This window comes from Pseudobacter ginsenosidimutans (assembly GCF_007970185.1).
Taxonomy (GTDB): domain Bacteria; phylum Bacteroidota; class Bacteroidia; order Chitinophagales; family Chitinophagaceae; genus Pseudobacter; species Pseudobacter ginsenosidimutans.
Genome location: NZ_CP042431.1, coordinates 6,134,002 through 6,152,795 on the forward strand (window position 1 = coordinate 6,134,002; position 18,794 = coordinate 6,152,795).

The following is an 18,794-nucleotide window of genomic DNA, read 5'->3' on the forward strand; positions in this document are numbered from 1 at the left end:
TATTCGATTGTTCGAAAGATTTGTATTTCATGGGAATATTAGATATATGGGATTGTCACTGGAACAGGTTGGGGTTTGGGTTTTGGACCAATTGATCCTGGCGCAGGGATGCCAATTAATATACCATCTTTCACTTGGGGAGGAAGTACACTCTTAAATAGGTCATTTAATTTTGTTTGGGGATTTGAGTTTATTGATTCCTTTAGATCTTTAACTGTTCCTCTGATGAAATCAATGGCTTGTTGAGGAGTCCAATTGGGGTTTTTATCTTGGAACTCTACAAACCTCTTACTTATTTCGTTTGTGTAGTTAGGATGCGGCCCGTGCTGTCCCTCACCTGTGCTTTTATCAAACTTTTCTAATGGAATCTTATTTTCTTTCCCTTCAAACTTAAAGCCCTCCTTTCTTGCCGCTTGCACCAATCTTTCGCCCTTCAATTCCCTCGGAATAATATGGTGCTCTTCCATTTTCGGCACTTTGTTTCCGACTTCCGATGTTTTAGCGCCTACTTCCGCAGCTTTACCTCCAACTTCTAAGGTTGGCTTTATTACTTGTTCAATAATTGGACCTCGCAAAACCGTAGGATTACTACCTAATAAAGGTAGCCCCAACCATTCAAGACCTTCTAAATCTATTCCATTAATAACTCTGTTTTCTGCATATGCATATGTACTGTTATATACATATTTATCAGCTAATGGGTCTATTTGATTAAATCTTCCAATTTGTGGATCATGTGTTCTGAATCTAAACTGATACATATCCCACCCCAAATCGCTTTCAAAATCCTGACCAACGAATTTTTTCTTATTTTCTGCATATCCTAGTTTCAATGCCTTACTACTAATCCCCGCCATTGTCAACCCAAACGGATAATAATCATTCACCTCCAAAATCGGTCCTCGTGTATGCGTCACCTGCAGGTTATCAAAATATACCGGCAGATTACTCTCATTGCTTATATAAATATATAAATATCCACTCTTGCTTACTCCAACCGGACTATTCACAAACTTCACATGATTCTTATACCCACCACCAGCCACAACCCCATCAAAATCAGCCGCTACATACTTGAACTGCTCATCAAACAAGATCCAGTTCACCGCAGCTTTTGCAGTATTTGTTCCTAGAGCATTGCTATTCACAAAGGAAGTGAGCGCGGCAGGATTACCGGAGATCCCAGAAACATCTGTAGTTGCGCTAACGCCTTTCATCGAAGCAATATTGCTTCCAACAAAAGAAGTCAATAATTCCACAAGGCCCATCGTCAGCGGAGCTCCTGCATTCCCACCTGGAAGACTATAAAATGATTCTCCACGGATCGCAACCTTATCTCCTGCCATCACTTTCAAAACCACAGCCAGTCCGGTCTTCTCATTGGTAAGACCACCATGCGTTCGATACAGCTTATTCTCAAAGCTCGTTTGTGTGGCGCCGGTAGTAGCTTTTGAAATGATGCGAGCTGGAACGATATGATATACTTTTTCCTCCGTTGCAACACGCGCATCCTCTACCGTTGCTGCCAGGTAACAATCAGAAGGCTGTTCCTCTGTAAGCACTGCACGCACATTACCCAGATGATCTTTCAGGAAATAATCATATACAAACCGAAGCGGTAAAACCTGACAGGTATTGATAGTTGGTTGCTCCAATCGGACCCGACCTTCGGAATGCATCAGCTGTTGCAGCGTATCATTCCGGTATTCAAAGCCTGCGATGTACAAAGTAATTGTAGTAATATCGGTAACTGTGTCAACAACAGTTTTACTTAGCTTATTACCACCATTATCATACAAATATTCAATGCTGCCTTTGCCCTTCACCCTGATCTTTACAGGAAGATTCAAATGATTATACTCGATGCCGGCAAGCGAAGGATCGTCTATATCCTTGTTCAGATCCTTATTCATGTTGCCATTGACATCATAAGTATAGTCTGTGGTTGTAGCATTTTTAGTGCTCAGCAAATTCATATATGCCTTCGAGCTTCTGAAATCGCCCAGCCGGGTGGCTGTATCATTTACCGCATCGATCACATTCATTAGCAGGTTGCCGTTGTTGTAATAATTGTATTTCAGGGAATCAATATAGCTGCTGCCACTGATCTTCCACCCTTTTTGATTCATGCTCAGAATGTTTCCATTCGCATCATAACTCATGGAGGTCAGGCTGAAATCAAGTCCTGCAGATTTGTCAAATACAGCGCTGGTACCACTCCCTGAAACATATTGGTTGAAATTGGCAGCAGTAATACGATTGCTTGCATCATAGGCGAAGTCATACTTTCGAACACGCTGATCGCTTTCATTCTTCCAGATGGTTCCGCCAATATTGCCATTGAATAGTGGACTGAAAATACCGAGTGTTCCATTTTTATCGTATCCCAGCTGCATGGCAAAATACTGGTCATTGTTCGCGGCAGTGAGATATCCCTTATTGATGGCCGTTAGCCAGCCGCGGATATTGTATTCATATTCCAGGTTGGATAATGGCGCTCCGCTTACTCCCGGTTTATTGCCCAGTTTCTTTTTCAATAATTGCCCGAGCGCATCGTATGAATTGCTGACTATGATCTGCTCCGCCGAAGTAACCGCAGTAGCGCCAATGGTACTGGACACTGATTGCTTTACCGTCAGCAGACGCCACAGATCATCATACTGGAATTTATTGATTACGGTATGCGTCTGCGCATTGGCGCCGCTTTTCTTATGCCGGAGCAGGGTTTGCAATACCTGTCCACTGAAACTGTATTGGGTGGTGAGAAGATCTATTTCTCCGGTGATATTTTTAGTCCGCGTTTGGATCACACGACCGTAGTCGTCGTAAAAAATTGCATTCACAAGACCATTGCCTGTTTTGTCCCAACTACCTGTTGCCAGTCCGGTTGTATTGGTAATATTGGCGGCAAGGGGTTGTGGATAGGGCCAGTCTGTATTACTGGCTGCCGGAAACTGTGCATCAAAACTATTGTCTTTACTGCCGAAGCCACTAAACCCAGCGGCCCAGCTATAGTTGTCGAACCAGGCTACTGTAAGCAATGCGGTATCGCCAATTACCGGAAAGGTCTGGTTCAATGAATAATACGGGAAACTGGTTGTTGGATAATTTTCAGCAAACCCCAGGTTCTGTGAATTCAAAAAACTTTGCATGGCTGCCTGAGTGAGCTGTGCAGTATTGCGATACATGCCTGTCATAACCGGCCTGTTCTGTGCATCGTATTTTGTGAAGAGCCACTTGTTGGCAGTCCGCAGATTACCGTCCTGCTGAAGAACAATCCGGTCCCGCGCATCATACACTTTCCATACCTCTGCCGCTCCCGGCACTTTTTGAATGATCATTCGTCCTTTTCCATCATACTCATAACGGAAACATTGCTCATTGAGAATATCGCCGCCAAGCGCATTGATATTCCAGGCATTTGCCATGAGCAGTTCTATTCCGCGGGGTTGGATCACCAGGCGAAGCCTGTTCAGATGATCATAAACATAATAGGTGCACAGCCAGCCATAATGCCCGCTGGAAGGACTGTTCAGTAACTGTACTTTTTTTAGCAGCACCTGTCCTTCCTTGTTCTTATATTCTATGGTTTGCTTTTTGTGCTCATCTGTTGTAACAGTCTTGTATAGTTGATTATTTCCAAAAATTGCAGTGGTGGTGAATGCAGTCCCGTTTACCAGCCAGATCCTTACTGAATCAGCCGTTGTATTGATCTTTTGCTGAGAAACAATATTTCTCCGCAAATTGGGATCAGTTTTGGTTTCACTACCCGCCCAACTGTTGCCTGGTGCATAGGTTTCCAGCGCCCGGTTCAAAGGCGACGCTTCGTATATTGTTTTACTATAGTAACAGGTCTCACCTGGAAACTGGCCTTTGTTGAATACTGAATCCTGCTGAAAAGGATTCATCTTAAAAGAACCATTGCTCACCGAAGGATTACCGCCGAAATTATTGGCAGCAAAAGGCAGGTATTTCAATAGTTCCCTCCCATAGTTATCATATACAACAGGGCTCACCAGATCCACGGAAGCTCCGTCACTTGCCATCGATCCTTTCTTAGCTACTGTTTGAAATGGCCTTCCCAACCCGTCAAAGTACTGAGTGACCTGATTCACGTCCTGCAGATTCTTTGTGATCAATACAGCAGGATCAGTCACGGGCGCGGCGGAAGTCCAGGTTCGAATGGAATTTATTTTGATACTGCTATTGTATGGAGCGGGCGTACGCTGCTGTGCCGGAAGCACCAGCACTTTCAATAACAGAAAACCAATGGTTTAGCTGTTAGAAGCTGCTGCTTCAGCAAAAGCGTTTCAAACTGAAATCAATTTCAGAAAACAGAGACTGTGCCGCTCAGGATCTCTTGAACGAAATCCGGCTATGCGGCTCAAGCCTTAATCATTTAAGATGCAGGGTAACGTAATAAACCGATGGAAATAAATTCCAACCTTACACATCTTTCCAAACAGAACGAAATAGCAAGACCGATAATCAGAACAAAAACCAGATGGGCTGAGTAGAATGAAAGGATGATAAACTGTCAACTGACTGGGCCGGAACTGAAAGTTGACAACTAAGACCGGAAAAAGGAAAATTGGTGACCGGCGTTACTCCATCCGGAATAAAAATAGGGAGGAATGATAAACTGGCAAAAAAATATTACTCCTCTTTTCTAATATTTCAAATGTTCGCAGAGCTATATAAATTGTTCAACATCTCCCTCAATAAGTTCAATTTTGTTAAGCCGCTCCCGCAGCTTAACTTGTACGGATGTTAGCGAAAAAAGTAAGAGAACTGGCGGCAGCCATCAAACCCGACCTGGTTGCCATAAGAAGGCATTTGCATGCTCATCCGGAATTGTCCTACCATGAGTACAATACTGCAGATTATGTAAGCAGTCAGCTCACTGCAATGGACATCGATCATATACGTATGTCCGTAACCGGTATCACAGGGATATTGAAAGGTAAGAAGACGGGAGACGGACCTGTGCTGGCGCTCCGGGCCGATATGGATGCCCTTCCAATTCATGAGCTGCATGAATCAGATTACAAATCCACCAACCAGGGCGTGATGCACGCCTGTGGCCACGATTTCCATATGACTTCCCTGCTGGGGACACTCCGCATCCTGAAAGCCCTGGAAGCGGAATTCTCCGGAGAAGTGAAATTCATATTCCAGCCGGCTGAAGAACTGGCGCCTGGCGGCGCTTTGATGATGATCAACGATGGCGTGCTGGAGAACCCACGGCCTTTGAATATCATCGGGCAGCACGTAATGCCTGAGCTTCCTGCAGGGAAGATCGGATTTCATGCCGGCATGTATATGGCCAGCGTGGATGAGCTCTATCTCACCATCACCGGCAAAGGCGGTCATGCTGCTGCGCCACACCAGGTGATCGATCCCGTGATCATTTCCTGTGAGCTGCTTGTACTGTTGCAACAAATCGTGAGCCGCCGCACCAATCCGTTACTACCGGCAGTGTTATCGTTTGGGAGGTTTATTGCCGATGGCGTTCACAATGTGATTCCCGACAAAGTAACCATCGATGGTACACTTCGCACTATGGATGAAAAATGGAGACGCGAAGCGCATGAGCTTCTAAAGAAAACAGTAACAGCATATGCAACCAGTAAAGGTGCAACTGCTGATCTTTATATCAAGGAAGGCTATCCCGTATTATTTAATGAACCAGCATTGACCGCCGATACAAGAAAATGGACAGAAGAATATCTCGGCAAAGAGCAGGTGGTGGATATCCCGAAATGGATGGCAGGAGAAGACTTTGCACGTTACTCACATCTGCTGGACTCCTGCTTCTACCGGCTCGGCGTGCAATATCCCGATTCCGAAAAAGTGACGCCACTGCATACCGCCACTTTCAATCCCGATGAAGAAGCGCTTTCCACAGGCGCCGGCCTGATGGCCTGGATCACATTATGCAATCTGGAGAAAAATGCAAAAACAGATAAGCAGTAGAATCCCCTTTTCAGGTGATTGATCCGCTTCAGGGATTATATCAATTTTGAGCAAAGGATTGTAAGATCACAAACCGGATGCTCATGAAAAAGATAATACTGTTTTACACTTTTCTACTTATTGCTTTTTTTGCGGTTGCTCAGAAAGAAAGCTATGATATGCTCTCCTATCTCCCTCCTCAGGGGAAAGGATGGAAAAAAGAAAACGGGAATAATTTCATGAGCTATAGCTGCATCAACAAAAAGGACTGGTGCCAGATCTCCGTGTTCAAGGCAACCGTCAGCAAAGGATCGCTGGATGCAGACTTCAACAGCGAATGGGAAAGTCTCACTGCTCAAAAACATCTCATCACCGCCGGTCCGCAACTATCGGAAACAAAAGCAGCAGGCGAATGGCAGGTGATCACAGGTGGCGCCAAAGCCAGTTTCAACGGAGCAGATATGATGGTGCTGCACACTGTAATGAGAAACCAGAATAATTGCATCAGCATTGTTGCCAAAACCAATAGCGCCAGTTTTTTACAGGCAATAGAGCACTTCACCAGCTCCATCGATCTGATCCAATCCGGATCAACACACGAAAACAATTCTCCCGCGTCTCATAACAACACTAATGCTATCACCACCACTTGGGACGATGGCTGGATCAGCATCATGCAGGAAAACTGGGCAGAAGTGAAAAAAGGGAATATCCGCGTACTGGTACATTACCCAAATAAAAACGCCGATTCTTATAATTCTGTACTGAAAGATGGTTTACAGAACGCCTGGAATATACTGGTAGCGCCGCGTTATTCAGGCATCTGCAATTTTGCACTGAAACCCATTCAGAGTTTCGAATCAATCGCATTTGCCGAGGCAGACGGTATTGAAAATTCAACGGGCAAACCGGTACATATTGTTCTCTTCAAAAAATATTATTCCAACGGCAATGGACGCTACCTGGAATTCATCACTCCCGATCAAAACAGCTTTGAGCAGGAATTTGGTGCTTACCACAATGATGAGTTCGGGTGGGATAAACTTTCAGGAATGCAGTTCCGGAACAAATTTGCAGTGAATCCATCCAGCCTTACCGGAAAATGGCTGGCGAGCGACTATGCTTCGCTCTCCTACTACTATGTAAGCAGTGGCGGATTTGCAGGCGCTACAGCAACATCCATTGCACATGAGTTTACATTTTTCAATAATGGAAAATACCAGAGCGATCATGCAGGTGCATCCGGCGTGGTAGGCAATCAGAAATTCTCCCGCCAGGTTTACAAAGGGAATTATTCCACCAACAACTGGGAATTGAAATTGACCAACCGTTTCCAGGGAGGCGCCGAAACCTATCAATGTTATTTTGAAGCAGTAAAAAATGGACAGATCCTGATCATGACCGATAAACACAATACAGTGTATTCACTGGTAAAAGCACATTGATCCAATTCTTCCCATCAAAACGATGGGAAGGTTCCCGCCTTACGGGAATGTTCCCACGCAAATATTCTTCCTGTTTTCCTTTGGCAAGTGATTGGTAAATCAAAGATTGCATCAACAACGATTTACGCAAACCAAACACTTGCCATATGAGAACAATTCTATGCTCTCTCCTTTTCTTTTGTGCTATCAGTTCCGATGCACAAACTTTCGGCAACGGAAATATCGTAGTGGTCAGGATTGGCTCAGGAACCACAAGCATGGCGGCTGGCACAGCACAGCCTGTATTCCTGGATGAATACAATCCCTGCGGTGAATTCATCAGAAGCATCGCACTACCGGTAACGGCCAGTGGCAGTAACCGGCGTCTCACTCTTCCGCCGGCCTCGCCAGATTATTCAGAAGGATTCATCAGCTTATCGGAAGATGGTCAATACCTCGCACTCGGCGGATACGATGCCGCTACAGGAACGGCATCTGTTACCAGCAGCGCCAGTACCACCGTTAACCGGGTGGTAGGCATTATCGATTTCGCTTCCAATGTAAATACAAGTACTGCCTTCAGCAATCGATTCAGTACTGTATCTATTCGTTCTGCGGTTGTTGATGGTAGTAATGTATGGGCGGCTGGCGGCAATGGAGGAATTGTTTACGCTACTGCAGGCAGCACAGGAACAAGCAATACGCTGATCAGCAGCACTACCGGGCGTTGCCTGAATATCTTTGACGGGCAATTGTATGCCACTTCAACCGCTACCAATCTCCGCATGGCCCGTGTAGGTACCGGGCTACCTAACACTACCGGGCAAACGATGAGCAACCTGCCCGGCTATTCCACCACAGGCGGCAACCCGCTCCAGTTCTATATGGCAGCGCTCAATGGAAGCGATACGGTGAATGTGCTTTATATCGCCGATAATGGTCAGCTTAAGAAGTTCTCCCTGGTTTCGGGCAACTGGACAGCCAATGGAGTGCTCGGTGTAACCAGTGATAAATTCCGCGGTCTCACCGGCACAGTGATCGACGGCGAAGTGGTCCTCTATGCCCTCCGCAGAAATGATTCAGGCGGCGAGATCATCAAATACACGGACAATACCGGACACAACGGCAATTTCGCCAGTCTTAAGCCTGTCATCATTGTACAGGCGGACAGCAACAAAGTATTCCGCGACCTCAGTATGGCGCCACAGGAAACTCCTGCACCCGCCATGCAAAAACTGAACAACAGTACAACAGCTTTCCGCGTATTGAGCAAAGAGAAAGACCCGAAAGTGCTGGCCGAGATCACAGTTGGCAAACCTGTACAGGGCATGGTGAACATCTACGACATGAATGGCCGCCTCGTCCGCACCAGGAAAGTGGAACTGGACAAAGGCATTTACCGCTACCAGCTGCAGTTGCCGGCGCATGCCCGCGGCCTTTACTTCGCCACTTTCATTTCCAACAATGGCGATCTCATCACCCGTAAGTTCATCTACTAATCTTCAATGCTCCTTCTCATGAAAAATACTACACTGATCATCATATGGATCACATGCCTTTGTGCCGGTAAAAGTTTTGCGCAGGGAAAACCTGCTTTGTCAGCCCCTTCCAACAACAGCACAGGCTATGTACGCAATCCTTCCTTCACCTGGCAGGCTTTTGCAGGTGGTTATAGCTACGACATAGAACTGGCCACAGACGCTGGTTTCAGCAATATCATCACGAGCCGCAGTAATCTGAACATCACCCGTTTTGTGCCCGTTGCACAGTTGCCAGCCGGTAATGTATACTGGAGGGTAAAAGCGAAAAATGAAGCAGGAGCAGATGTCAGCCTCTGGTCCGATGCTTTCAGGTATGTAGTTTCGATCCCCACCAGGACTTACACTATTCCTCCGCACGCATCACTGCAGGCCCTCAAAGACACGATGCGCAAAGCGATCATGAACACGCCGGCCATCCTCGCTTTCACTGCCGATTCCACTTATGAGCTGGATGGCAATATTACAGGCTTGTTTGCCATCGATACTGCCAATATCAATGATCTTATTATCGAAGGCAACAATGCGAAAATTGTAATAAAGAACAATGCACATGTTGGCTTCATGCGCATACAGAACTCCAACAGAGTAACGGTAAGAAGATTGTCGATCGACTGGGATCCACTCCCCCATTCACTGCTGGACGTGATCAGCGTGAACAATTCCGACAGCACCGTACTGAACGTGAATGTGCGCCTGAGAAAAGTGAAAGGCATGTCGTCTCCTTATTACCCGGCCATCTACGGCAATCCATCTTTCACGAACCATTGGTCATGGTCTTACCTTGTAGACACAGCCGATCCCGGCAGTCTGAAAAAAATAGACAATAACACTTATGGAATTGCACCGGCAGATATTACACCAATTGCCTGCCGCGATCAACCCGAGTACAATATCTACCGTGCCGGTTCCAAATCAGGCAAATACTTTGCCGTTGGTGATGTACTTGCCATAGTGGCCCGCGACAATGTAGGATCACTCATGAGCACACGCAACTGTATCGATTTCGTGTGCGACAGCATCATCAACTATACCAGTCCGATCGGCTGCTATTATTCTTTCGATGGAAGCGATATGAAAGTGCTCAACTGCCATTCCGCGCTCAAGGATGAAAGCCGCTTCGTTTCAGCCAATGCAGACGGCGTGCATTGCCGCGCCAATAATATCGGCCCCTGGGTGGAGAGCAGCTCCTTTGTTGGCAATGCAGATGATGGTGTGGCGCTATACAATAAAGGCATCGCAGTAAGATCGAAGATCAGCAGTACTGCACTCACGGTGACCAACAACGAATTCATGAACCTGAAGAAGGGACATATCTTCCGCATCTTCATCCCAAAAACCGGCAAGGTGCTGGGCACTAATTTCACCGTGGATACAGTGTACCTCCAAAGCGGCGCCTACCGCGTTCAATTCACCCCTGCCATCCCTGCCACGGATTACGACAGCCTGGTGGATATCGGCCTCTCTGATGTTCAACAAAATGTACAACTGTACAACACAACGCTGCGCAACGACCGGTTCATGATCACCAATAACCGGTTCACTGTACGCGCCCGCGGGGCCATTATCCGGTCTTCCAGGGGCGTGGTATCGAACAATCAGTTCTTCAGCTGCTCATCGGCAGGCGTTGCCCTCTACAACGAAGCAGCGCTCTGGTACAATGGCCTCTATAGTCGAGATATGTGGATCATGAACAACGATATCAGGGATTGCGCATTCGATAATCTCGGAGCTGATGCCGGCGCTATCAATGTGCGCATCAACAAGATCGATTCAGCAGCGGGCAATGTGTTTGAAGACAGGATGTCGCCGGTTTCACTGGACCATGCGAATATCCGTATCACGAATAATACCATTAAGAATTTTGCACAGCATGGTATCTCCCTTTTCAATGCAGCCAATTGCAGTATCCGGAACAATGTGTTCATCAGCGATATGCCGGCGTATTACAGGAATGGAACACATTACGGCATCTATATCAACACAGTTTTCGGAACCGCGATCACCGGTAATAATTTCTCCGGAGATCTGCGTCCGATGACGCAGATACAGCGAGTGAATGATTCGGGAACAACGGTGACGCCGTGATGAATTAGCATGATTATTATTTATATAAACGCAAAAGGTAGTTATCTCAACTACCTTTTCTCGTTTCAAAATCATTCGGTATCCGATTTACCACCTAACCATTTTGATAAACTGATCGAATTTCATTATCCCGGATTCCGATGGGTATGTGCGCACAAAACCTGGTTCCCTGAAAGGAATCGAATAATATACAAAATGCCAGTTATCTTTTTCGATATCGTAAGTAACATGTAAAGTCTCCCGGTGCCACTCAATGGGATCATAAATTCCAATAATCAATTTCCACATCGATGTCAATCCATACAACCTGTTTGAAAGTCCGCTTTGGATAATATGACGAACAAGTTCTCCCATGTTGGATTTATACTGTTCTCCATAAAACCGGTTATAAGAATCTTCTATTTCAAGCCAGGGGCGTACTTTGCAATTAAGAGGACGATATGTTGTGATCAGGGTCATCTTCGAATCATACTTTTGGAAAAATATATTTCTATCCCAAGTTATCAAAAATATTTACATTATTCCTGTTTTACACCGCAGCAGTCTCCCTCACAGTTCTTAGCGCCAGCTTTTGCGCAATCGCTTTCTGCATTGCTTCTGCTGCCAGCTTCCCGGTTCTGGCACCTCCTTCCATAAATCCCTGGAACTTTTCACAACAGTGCTCTCCGGCAAAATAAATATTCTCAACAGGCGCCATCATCTCTGTTGTATCGATATCATACCACTGCCCTTTTCTGATACAGGCATAACTTCCTTTTGCATATTGGAACCGGGACCAGTTAAAGACGCTTTGCTTTCCGTTGTATTGTTTCTTTATCCCTTTGTACACTTTTTGAAGATGGCGCAGGAATTTGTTCCGGAGAAGTTCCGTATTTGTCATCTGCTCACCTTCTTTGCCTCCCAGGAACACAGTATAACCACCATCTCCAGTATTGTTATTTTGAAGTTGGCTGTTATCCCAGCCATTTTGAATGGTTTCATTGATAACGTAGCCTGATCTACCCTGACGCCGCCAGATCCGGTCTTTGAATCCCATGAGGAACTTGCTGTTTGTACCATATCCATACTCCTCGATCATTTTCTTTTTCGCCGGTGGTATTTCATTTTTCAATTCAAAAGTTACGTTCCGCAACAAGGTGAACGGAATAGCGATCAATACATATGAAGCCTGAGCGGTTGACCCATCCTCGAAATGCAGGATGGTATCTTCACCTGCTTTGGTCAATCTGGTGAGCCTGTGCGAATATTTTATCTGTGCTGCAAAATCATTGGCCATCGCATCCATCAGTGTTTGGTTTCCTCCCTTGATCTTGAAACGCTCATCACTGTCGCCGAATATGTCGAATTTATTCTCATCATCGATACCAATCAGGTCGATAAAATTGAGGCAATTCAATTCATCAGCTTCCATTCCGAACTCGGCAGTGAAAGCCCAGTAGAGCAGATCGGAAAACCAGGGCTTCAGGTCAAATTTTTCCAGGTATGCTTTCAGGGATAATTTATCCAGCTCCCTTCCCAGTTCTTCGTTTTCCATATCCGTTTTATCTTTTTGCAATTGCGGGATCATCTTTTTGAATTCTGCAATGATCTCCTGTTCGTTGCGTTTCCTGCCTCCGAAATAATATGTATGCTCCACCAGTTTATTATCCCGGATATCTTTTACGCAGTCCATTGTTTCCAGCTGGTATTGCTGAACAAGACCAAACATCGTTTCATGACTGGTATCTATAAATTCGGCTCCCAGTTCAGTGGTAATACCATCTCCCAATAAATTCTTTGCTGTGAAAATCCGGCCTCCTGCGCGTTTGCTTGCTTCATACACAGTTACTTCAACACCGGGTATCTTTGATAAGATATTGCAGGCATTCAATCCTGCTATGCCTGCACCAACTATGGCTACTTTTGCGGGGGCACCGGATGGATCAAAGTAGCCGGTTCCTGCTTCCAGGAGATCCGGAATGAATAAGGCCGGTGCGCTCAATGCAATATTCCTGATGAATTTCTTTCTGGACATCCCGCCTTCTACCGGCCCATTGGAAGGTGGTTGTAATTTGTTCTTTTCCCGGAATGCCTTTTTATAGGCCTGTTGAAGCAGATATACAAGGTTAGTTTTGGCAGATTTCATTGAACAGCAGTTTTATGTTGTTGGTTTGAAAAGAATGGAAAAATGAAATTCCTGTCCGTCTACTGAACAGGGAAAATGCTTTCACAAAAGAGGAAGCTGATTAGTAATTGCCGCTTTCAATAGGTTACAGTCTGGAAAAAAGAAAAAGGGGGATCTGGTTTTCAAAAGGCGGGTATTGCTATACGTACGAGAATAAATGTACAATTTCAAATCCTGACCACCTTCCGTAGAAACACCTTTTTTGGATGGGCATCCTGATAATTTGTCCATTTTTGGAATCTTAGCGGCCGCTGGCATAATTTTTTAGCTTTATTGAGGCATTGCAGTATTTTTGATTACTCTCCCTATTACCCCCGTCTCATCACACCCGTAAAAACCATTTTATGCAAAAGATCATTCCACATTTATGGTTCGACAAAGAAGCAAAGAAGGCCGCAAACTTCTACACATCGATTTTTCCAAATTCCAGGATCATCGATTCCTATGTGCTTCGCAATACACCCAGCGGTGATTGTGATGTATTGAGCTTTGAACTCTGGGGACAGGAATTTATGTGCATCAGTGCCGGTCCATTTTTCAAGTTCAACCCTTCTGTTTCCTTTATGGTGAATTTTGATCCATTGTTCTTCGAAGATGCTTCTGACCGCAATGAAGCGGCTAAAGATGCACTCAGCAAACTCTGGGAAAAGTTATCTGATGGAGGCAAGGTTTTGATGGAGCTGGGCGAATACCCATTCAGCAGTCGCTACGGGTGGGTACAGGACAAATACGGCGTTTCCTGGCAACTGATCTTCACCGATCCGGAAGGTGAACCGCGTCCTCCGATCGTGCCTTCCATTTTATTTGTAAAAGAGAATTATGGAAAAGCGGAAGAAGCCATCAATTTTTATCTTTCTGTTTTCAGGAATTCAAAAGCCGGCAGTATGCACAAGTACCCGGCAGGAATGGCGCCCGATAAGGAAGGCGCCGTTATGTACGCCGATCTCCAATTGGAAGGCAAATGGTTTTCATTGATGGAAAGCGCCCACGAACATGGATTCCAATTCAATGAAGCGATATCTTTTATGGTGAATTGTGATGATCAGGCAGAGATCGATTATTACTGGAGTAAATTGTCTGCAGTGAAAGAATCTGAACAATGCGGCTGGGTAAAGGATAAATATGGACTGAGCTGGCAGATCAGCCCAAAAGAACTGGAAGAGATGATGCGATCAGGCACACAGGAACAGGTGGACCGGGTTACGCAGGCATTCCTGCCGATGAAGAAACTGGATATCGCGAAAATCAGGGAGGCTTTCCGTTAAACTACTATAGCTTTCTTTTTCTTTGACCTGAAATAAGCGGCTCCCCAATTAAACAGGAACAGGGCCTGTGCTGCAGCAAATACAAAAGCAGTCAGGCTTCTGAATTCTATAAATCGAAGTTCACCCTTAAGAAGAGTTTGAATCAGGGCAGATTGCATCGGATTTGTTACATGGAATCTGAAATAGGATTTGTGTGTTGCAACAAAAAGCAGGCAAATCCCGCAAGTAATAAGGATATGCAACCAGGTTAGCAATGCCGAATACAGGAACTGTCGCCAGAACCAATAACAAAGCCATTCAAAAAAAAGAAAGACAGATAGCATCGCCATAAAGCTGGTGCCATGCATTAACACTCTTGTTTCGTTTATTTTGAAGACGATACTTGATTGCCAGAAAAGCAAAGAGTATATAAAAATGAGTATGCCGGTGCCCAAATAGATGGCCAGAGGGATTGCCAGTCTTCTGCTTTTCTTTCCCTGCAGGGCGAGCTCCTTCTCCAGGAAGGCTAATTTGTTTTCAGGATTATTTAAGTTCATCTTAGTTGTTCGCATACAAGATATAAAAATAGAAAGATGTACAAACAAAAAAAGCGTCTCAAAAACTGAGACGCTTACCTGCTACCGGCTTATTTCAATGGCTATTACTTTCTCCTTCTTCTGATGAGTATAATGATACCCGTTAGCAGCAATGCGCCGGGTAGCACATATACATACATATACCAGATCATATTGCCAGCCTGCTTACCAATGGTGAGCATAACATCCTTCGGTACAATAAGTCTTGTATATACCGGGTATTCGTTATAGACCAGCCAGCTGTAAATACCTGCACCGATCGATCCTCCGGGAACTCCTGTACGGCTTGCCATAAAGTCTGCATCACTTGTTACCACTATCCGCTGTTCTTTATTGTTGATTTTCCTGGTGAGCCTTACGCCGGTTGTATAGATATCTTTTTGAAGGTCGCCTTCTGCAGGGGAGAACAAAGGTTTGGCAGAGTCTGCCTTGAACAATCCGTTTTCCACCCATAAGTTTTTTTCTCCGGGAATTTCCAGAATGGGTTCTACCCGAAAACCGGCGGTATCTTTAAAGCTTAGATCGCAGGTACCCCAAAAGGATCCACCGGCGCCTGAGGTACTATCTGATAGTTGGGCTCCCTGCATTGCCAGTTCTCTTGACATTCCATTACCTGTCTTATTCATCGCTGCCATTAAAGCATCAGTAGTTGCATTTTGGGCTGGTTGCACCAGTCTTCCTTCATTCAGGTGAACACCGATCCCGTTAAGGAGCGGATTCAACATAGCCTGTTTCTCCGGCTCTCCATAGAAATATACATTCCCGCCTTTTGCTATGAATTGTTTTATTTTTTCCTGTTCAACAGTTTGTAATGCAGATCTCGGATCTCCCACTACAAGAACGGCAGTTGCTGCAGGAATTTCCTGGTGCAGCAGATTGATGGTGTCACAATCCATTCCATAATTGATCAGGGATACACCCCTCTCCTGTTCATTTGTATGCGGCCCGAATTCCCTTTCACCATTCCGCCAGGGGCTTCGTTCGTAATGCCCGGTAGTAAACAACAACTTTGGAACGGGGGGCCTGGTCAGCCTCCGGATACTTCCGGATACAACAGGTTGTTCCGGCCAAAGAGTACCTTGAAAAGTCCTGAGTATTGATTTCTTCCCTTTATATTCCAGCTCCATCAGCAGACCAAGTTTGTCTTCCCGCGAAAGATCTATCAGCTTACGCACTTCATGTGGTTTCATAAATGCAGCTGTATCCTTTTTGAAGATCTTTGCAAACTGCGCAGCGATCTGGTGAATATCCTTGCCTGGAAATGCCTCCTGGAACATGGTCTCGCCTGGCTTGATATCATAGTAGTTAACATACTTCAGTTTGATATTCGGATAGAATCTTACATACTGGTCCCAGAAATACCAAACATATTCATTCCTTTTTTCAGGCATCGATGCTTCCATTGCTCTCCCCAGTAAATTCCCGTACATCGTAACGGTTAACTGAGATCCGTCCATTTCCTTCAGCACTGCCTGCGTAGCGGTATCGATCGTATTCAGTTTATTCCTTGTTACATCCAGGTAGCCAATATATCCCGGCCTGGAACTGAAATATCCGAGCATCAGTATAGTACAGATCAGGGCCATATTCCTGGAAAATGTGACTGTCCATTTTTTCGACTCCTGTTTACTTTTCAACCTGATCATGGTGAGACCGAGGAACAAAACAATGATCAGGAAAAAGTAAAACAGCTCCCTGGTAGTGATCAAGCCTTTGATCATGGGATCAACCCTTCCACTCAGCGACAGGAACCAGGTAATATCCCTGATGAAATCATATTGCTGCAATACATTCCCCATATAGCTCAGCACAAAAAGAGCAGCAAAAGTGGCGATGCCGGCAACTATCTGGTAACCTGTCAGACTTGAAATAAACAATCCGATGGCCATATAAGTACTGGAAAGTAAAAAGAAGCCCAGCAACATAGACAGATACCAGCTGAACTCCGCATGCAGGATGGTAAAATAACCGGTAAACAACAAGAAAGTGATAGCGCTCATCAACACCAGGTTGAACAACATCAATCCCGTGTATTTCCCCAATACAATTTCTCTTATCCTTACAGGTGAAGAGCTCAGCAACTTCATAGTGCCGCTATTCTCTTCCCGGTTGATAACTCCCATGGTAAGGAGTGGTATAAACAAATACAGGTACTGCAGGAACTGACCAATGGTGCCCAGGAACAATTTTAAGGTGAGGGGGCCGGGAAAACCTCCAAAACTCGGGCTATTGGCTATTTTCAACTCCTGCTTGATGGCCAGGAATTGCAGCGGGGTTACGAACTGAATGCCACTGATCACGAAAAACACTACGATGGTAATCCAGGCAACAGGAGAATAGAACAATGTTCTTAACTCTGCCCTGGCTATCTTGAATATAATTCTCATTATGATCTGTTGTTACAATGAATTGAATTTGGTTGATACTGATCAGTTCAATGGCCGATCATTTCAATGATACCTTCATTCCTGATGATCATCATCCCCTGCCTGTCTTCTGTGATTCCTTCCTTCAATCTGTAAGTATAGCGGGAACATTTCCATCGAGAATGGTGGGCATATAATTGAATTGTATATTATTCCTGTTTTTCAATTGTTCACCCACTTCAATGATATGTGTGCTCACAATAAAAAGACAGTTCGCGTATTCCGAGAAAGCTTCTGTAACGGCAAGCGTGCCGTCGAATGCATCTTTCACGTTGGTGCCTTTGAAGAGCTCATCGAACATCAGCAGGAGATGTTTACCAGTGCGTGTAGCGTCAGCGGCATTTTTCACCCGCACCACTTCCGCATAGAAATGGCTATATCCAAGAGCGATATTATCCGCTACGTTGATGCTGGAATAGATCCCCTCCCGCACAGAAAATTCCATCGAAGTTGCCGCCACAGGAAATCCCAGATGCGCCAGGTACATGCTGATGCCAATGGTTTTCATCCAGGTGGATTTGCCGGCCATATTGGCGCCGGTGAGAAAGATCACATTACTGTTCTCCTTCATTGCAATGGAATTGCCGATGGCTTTATCAATTGATGGATGTTTCAGGTCAGCGGCATTGAAAACATTCTTATGCTTCGGCAATGCTACAGCCCAGGTAAACCCTTTTGTTGCTGCGATATCTCCTACAGCAATATTCACATCCAGCTCTGCTATGAACTGCAGCACCATTACAACCTGCTGATTGAATGTATTCTTCAGCAGGTGATCATACTCTGCTATCTTTTTAACAGAAATACCCGAATAGATATCGGTATCAATCAGTGCGGCCATTTGCCGGGCATGCAGTATAGTCCTGATTTCGGCTGTCCGTTGCTGAAAAGGGCCCTGCATGGAATGTAATAATTCTACAATGCCCAAACATTTCTTCAAAGTCATGATGGTGGCCTGCAATCCCTGGATCAATGCTTTGTACCGCTCATCACGCGTAAGTGACGACAATGTTTTCTTCAGCATAACGCTGGCATACACACTAAACTGACTGCCGGAACCAGACTGATCTGTATACTCCTGCATCAGTAATACCTGTTGCGGATCAAAGGGAAACGGCAGCTTTGACTGCTGAAAGAATTTGAATACAGCTGTCCTTTGGTTGATGCTGTTCTCATCGGTCAGCGGATTTTTGAACAGCTCATCCAGCAATCGCTCCCCTCCTCTTGTTTTCACCTGGTTGAAGATCGAATACACAGATCCCTGCCTGAACTTGCCCATCAGGTTGAGCTCCTCCTGGGATTGTCTGTCTATACTAAAACTCATACTGTAAAATTTTTATTTGATTGTGTGGGCACACG

10 protein-coding genes are annotated in these 18,794 nt (G+C 45.2%); 5 read left to right on the top strand and 5 right to left on the bottom strand.

The genetic code is table 11. From position 1 onward, the window contains the following. Nucleotides 1–38 precede the first annotated feature (38 nt). Nucleotides 39–4,250 (bottom strand): DUF6443 domain-containing protein, encoded by a 4,212-nt coding sequence (locus FSB84_RS24165; RefSeq protein ID WP_225980118.1) that lies wholly within the window; start codon nt 4,248–4,250, stop codon nt 39–41. Nucleotides 4,251–4,767: 517 nt separating this feature from the next. Between FSB84_RS24165 and FSB84_RS24170 the strand changes: the two genes are divergently transcribed. From FSB84_RS24170 to FSB84_RS24185, 4 genes are all read left to right on the top strand, one after another. Beyond that, nucleotides 4,768–5,976: a M20 metallopeptidase family protein gene (locus FSB84_RS24170; RefSeq protein ID WP_130540419.1), complete on the top strand. Its 1,209-nt coding sequence runs from the start codon at nt 4,768–4,770 to the stop codon at nt 5,974–5,976. An 83-nt stretch (nt 5,977–6,059) separates the two neighbouring features. Next, nucleotides 6,060–7,400: a hypothetical protein gene (locus FSB84_RS24175; protein WP_130540420.1), complete on the top strand. Its 1,341-nt coding sequence runs from the start codon at nt 6,060–6,062 to the stop codon at nt 7,398–7,400. A 146-nt stretch (nt 7,401–7,546) separates the two neighbouring features. Next, nucleotides 7,547–8,878, top strand: a complete 1,332-nt coding sequence (locus tag FSB84_RS24180; protein WP_130540421.1) for a T9SS type A sorting domain-containing protein — start codon at nt 7,547–7,549, stop codon at nt 8,876–8,878. 18 nt (nt 8,879–8,896) lie between these two features. Further along, entirely contained in the window at nt 8,897–11,005 is a 2,109-nt protein-coding gene (locus FSB84_RS24185) for a right-handed parallel beta-helix repeat-containing protein (protein WP_158644097.1), read from the top strand. Between the two features lie 529 nt (nt 11,006–11,534). On the opposite strand, the gene FSB84_RS24190 is transcribed toward FSB84_RS24185, so the two are convergent. Further along, a complete protein-coding gene (locus FSB84_RS24190) occupies nt 11,535–13,130 on the bottom strand; it encodes a flavin monoamine oxidase family protein (protein WP_130540423.1) in 1,596 nt (531 codons plus the stop codon). A gap of 383 nt (nt 13,131–13,513) precedes the next feature. Here FSB84_RS24190 and FSB84_RS24195 point away from each other — a divergent pair, with 383 nt between their 5' ends. Continuing rightward, nucleotides 13,514–14,434 carry a VOC family protein gene (locus FSB84_RS24195; protein ID WP_130540424.1) on the top strand — a complete coding sequence of 307 codons (921 nt, stop codon included), beginning with the start codon at nt 13,514–13,516 and terminating at the stop codon, nt 14,432–14,434. Here FSB84_RS24195 and FSB84_RS24200 read toward each other — a convergent pair. From FSB84_RS24200 to FSB84_RS24210, 3 genes are all read right to left on the bottom strand, one after another. Next, nucleotides 14,431–15,018, bottom strand: a complete 588-nt coding sequence (locus FSB84_RS24200; protein ID WP_130540425.1) for a hypothetical protein — start codon at nt 15,016–15,018, stop codon at nt 14,431–14,433. The two genes, FSB84_RS24195 and FSB84_RS24200, sit on opposite strands and share 4 nt — an antisense overlap. Nucleotides 15,019–15,074: 56 nt before the next feature. Next, on the bottom strand, nt 15,075–17,396 hold the full coding sequence (locus FSB84_RS24205; protein ID WP_130540426.1) for a Gldg family protein: 2,322 nt from the start codon (nt 17,394–17,396) through the stop codon (nt 15,075–15,077). A 124-nt stretch (nt 17,397–17,520) separates the two neighbouring features. Continuing rightward, entirely contained in the window at nt 17,521–18,759 is a 1,239-nt protein-coding gene (locus tag FSB84_RS24210; protein WP_147122343.1) for a MutS-related protein, read from the bottom strand. Nucleotides 18,760–18,794: the final 35 nt, after the last annotated feature.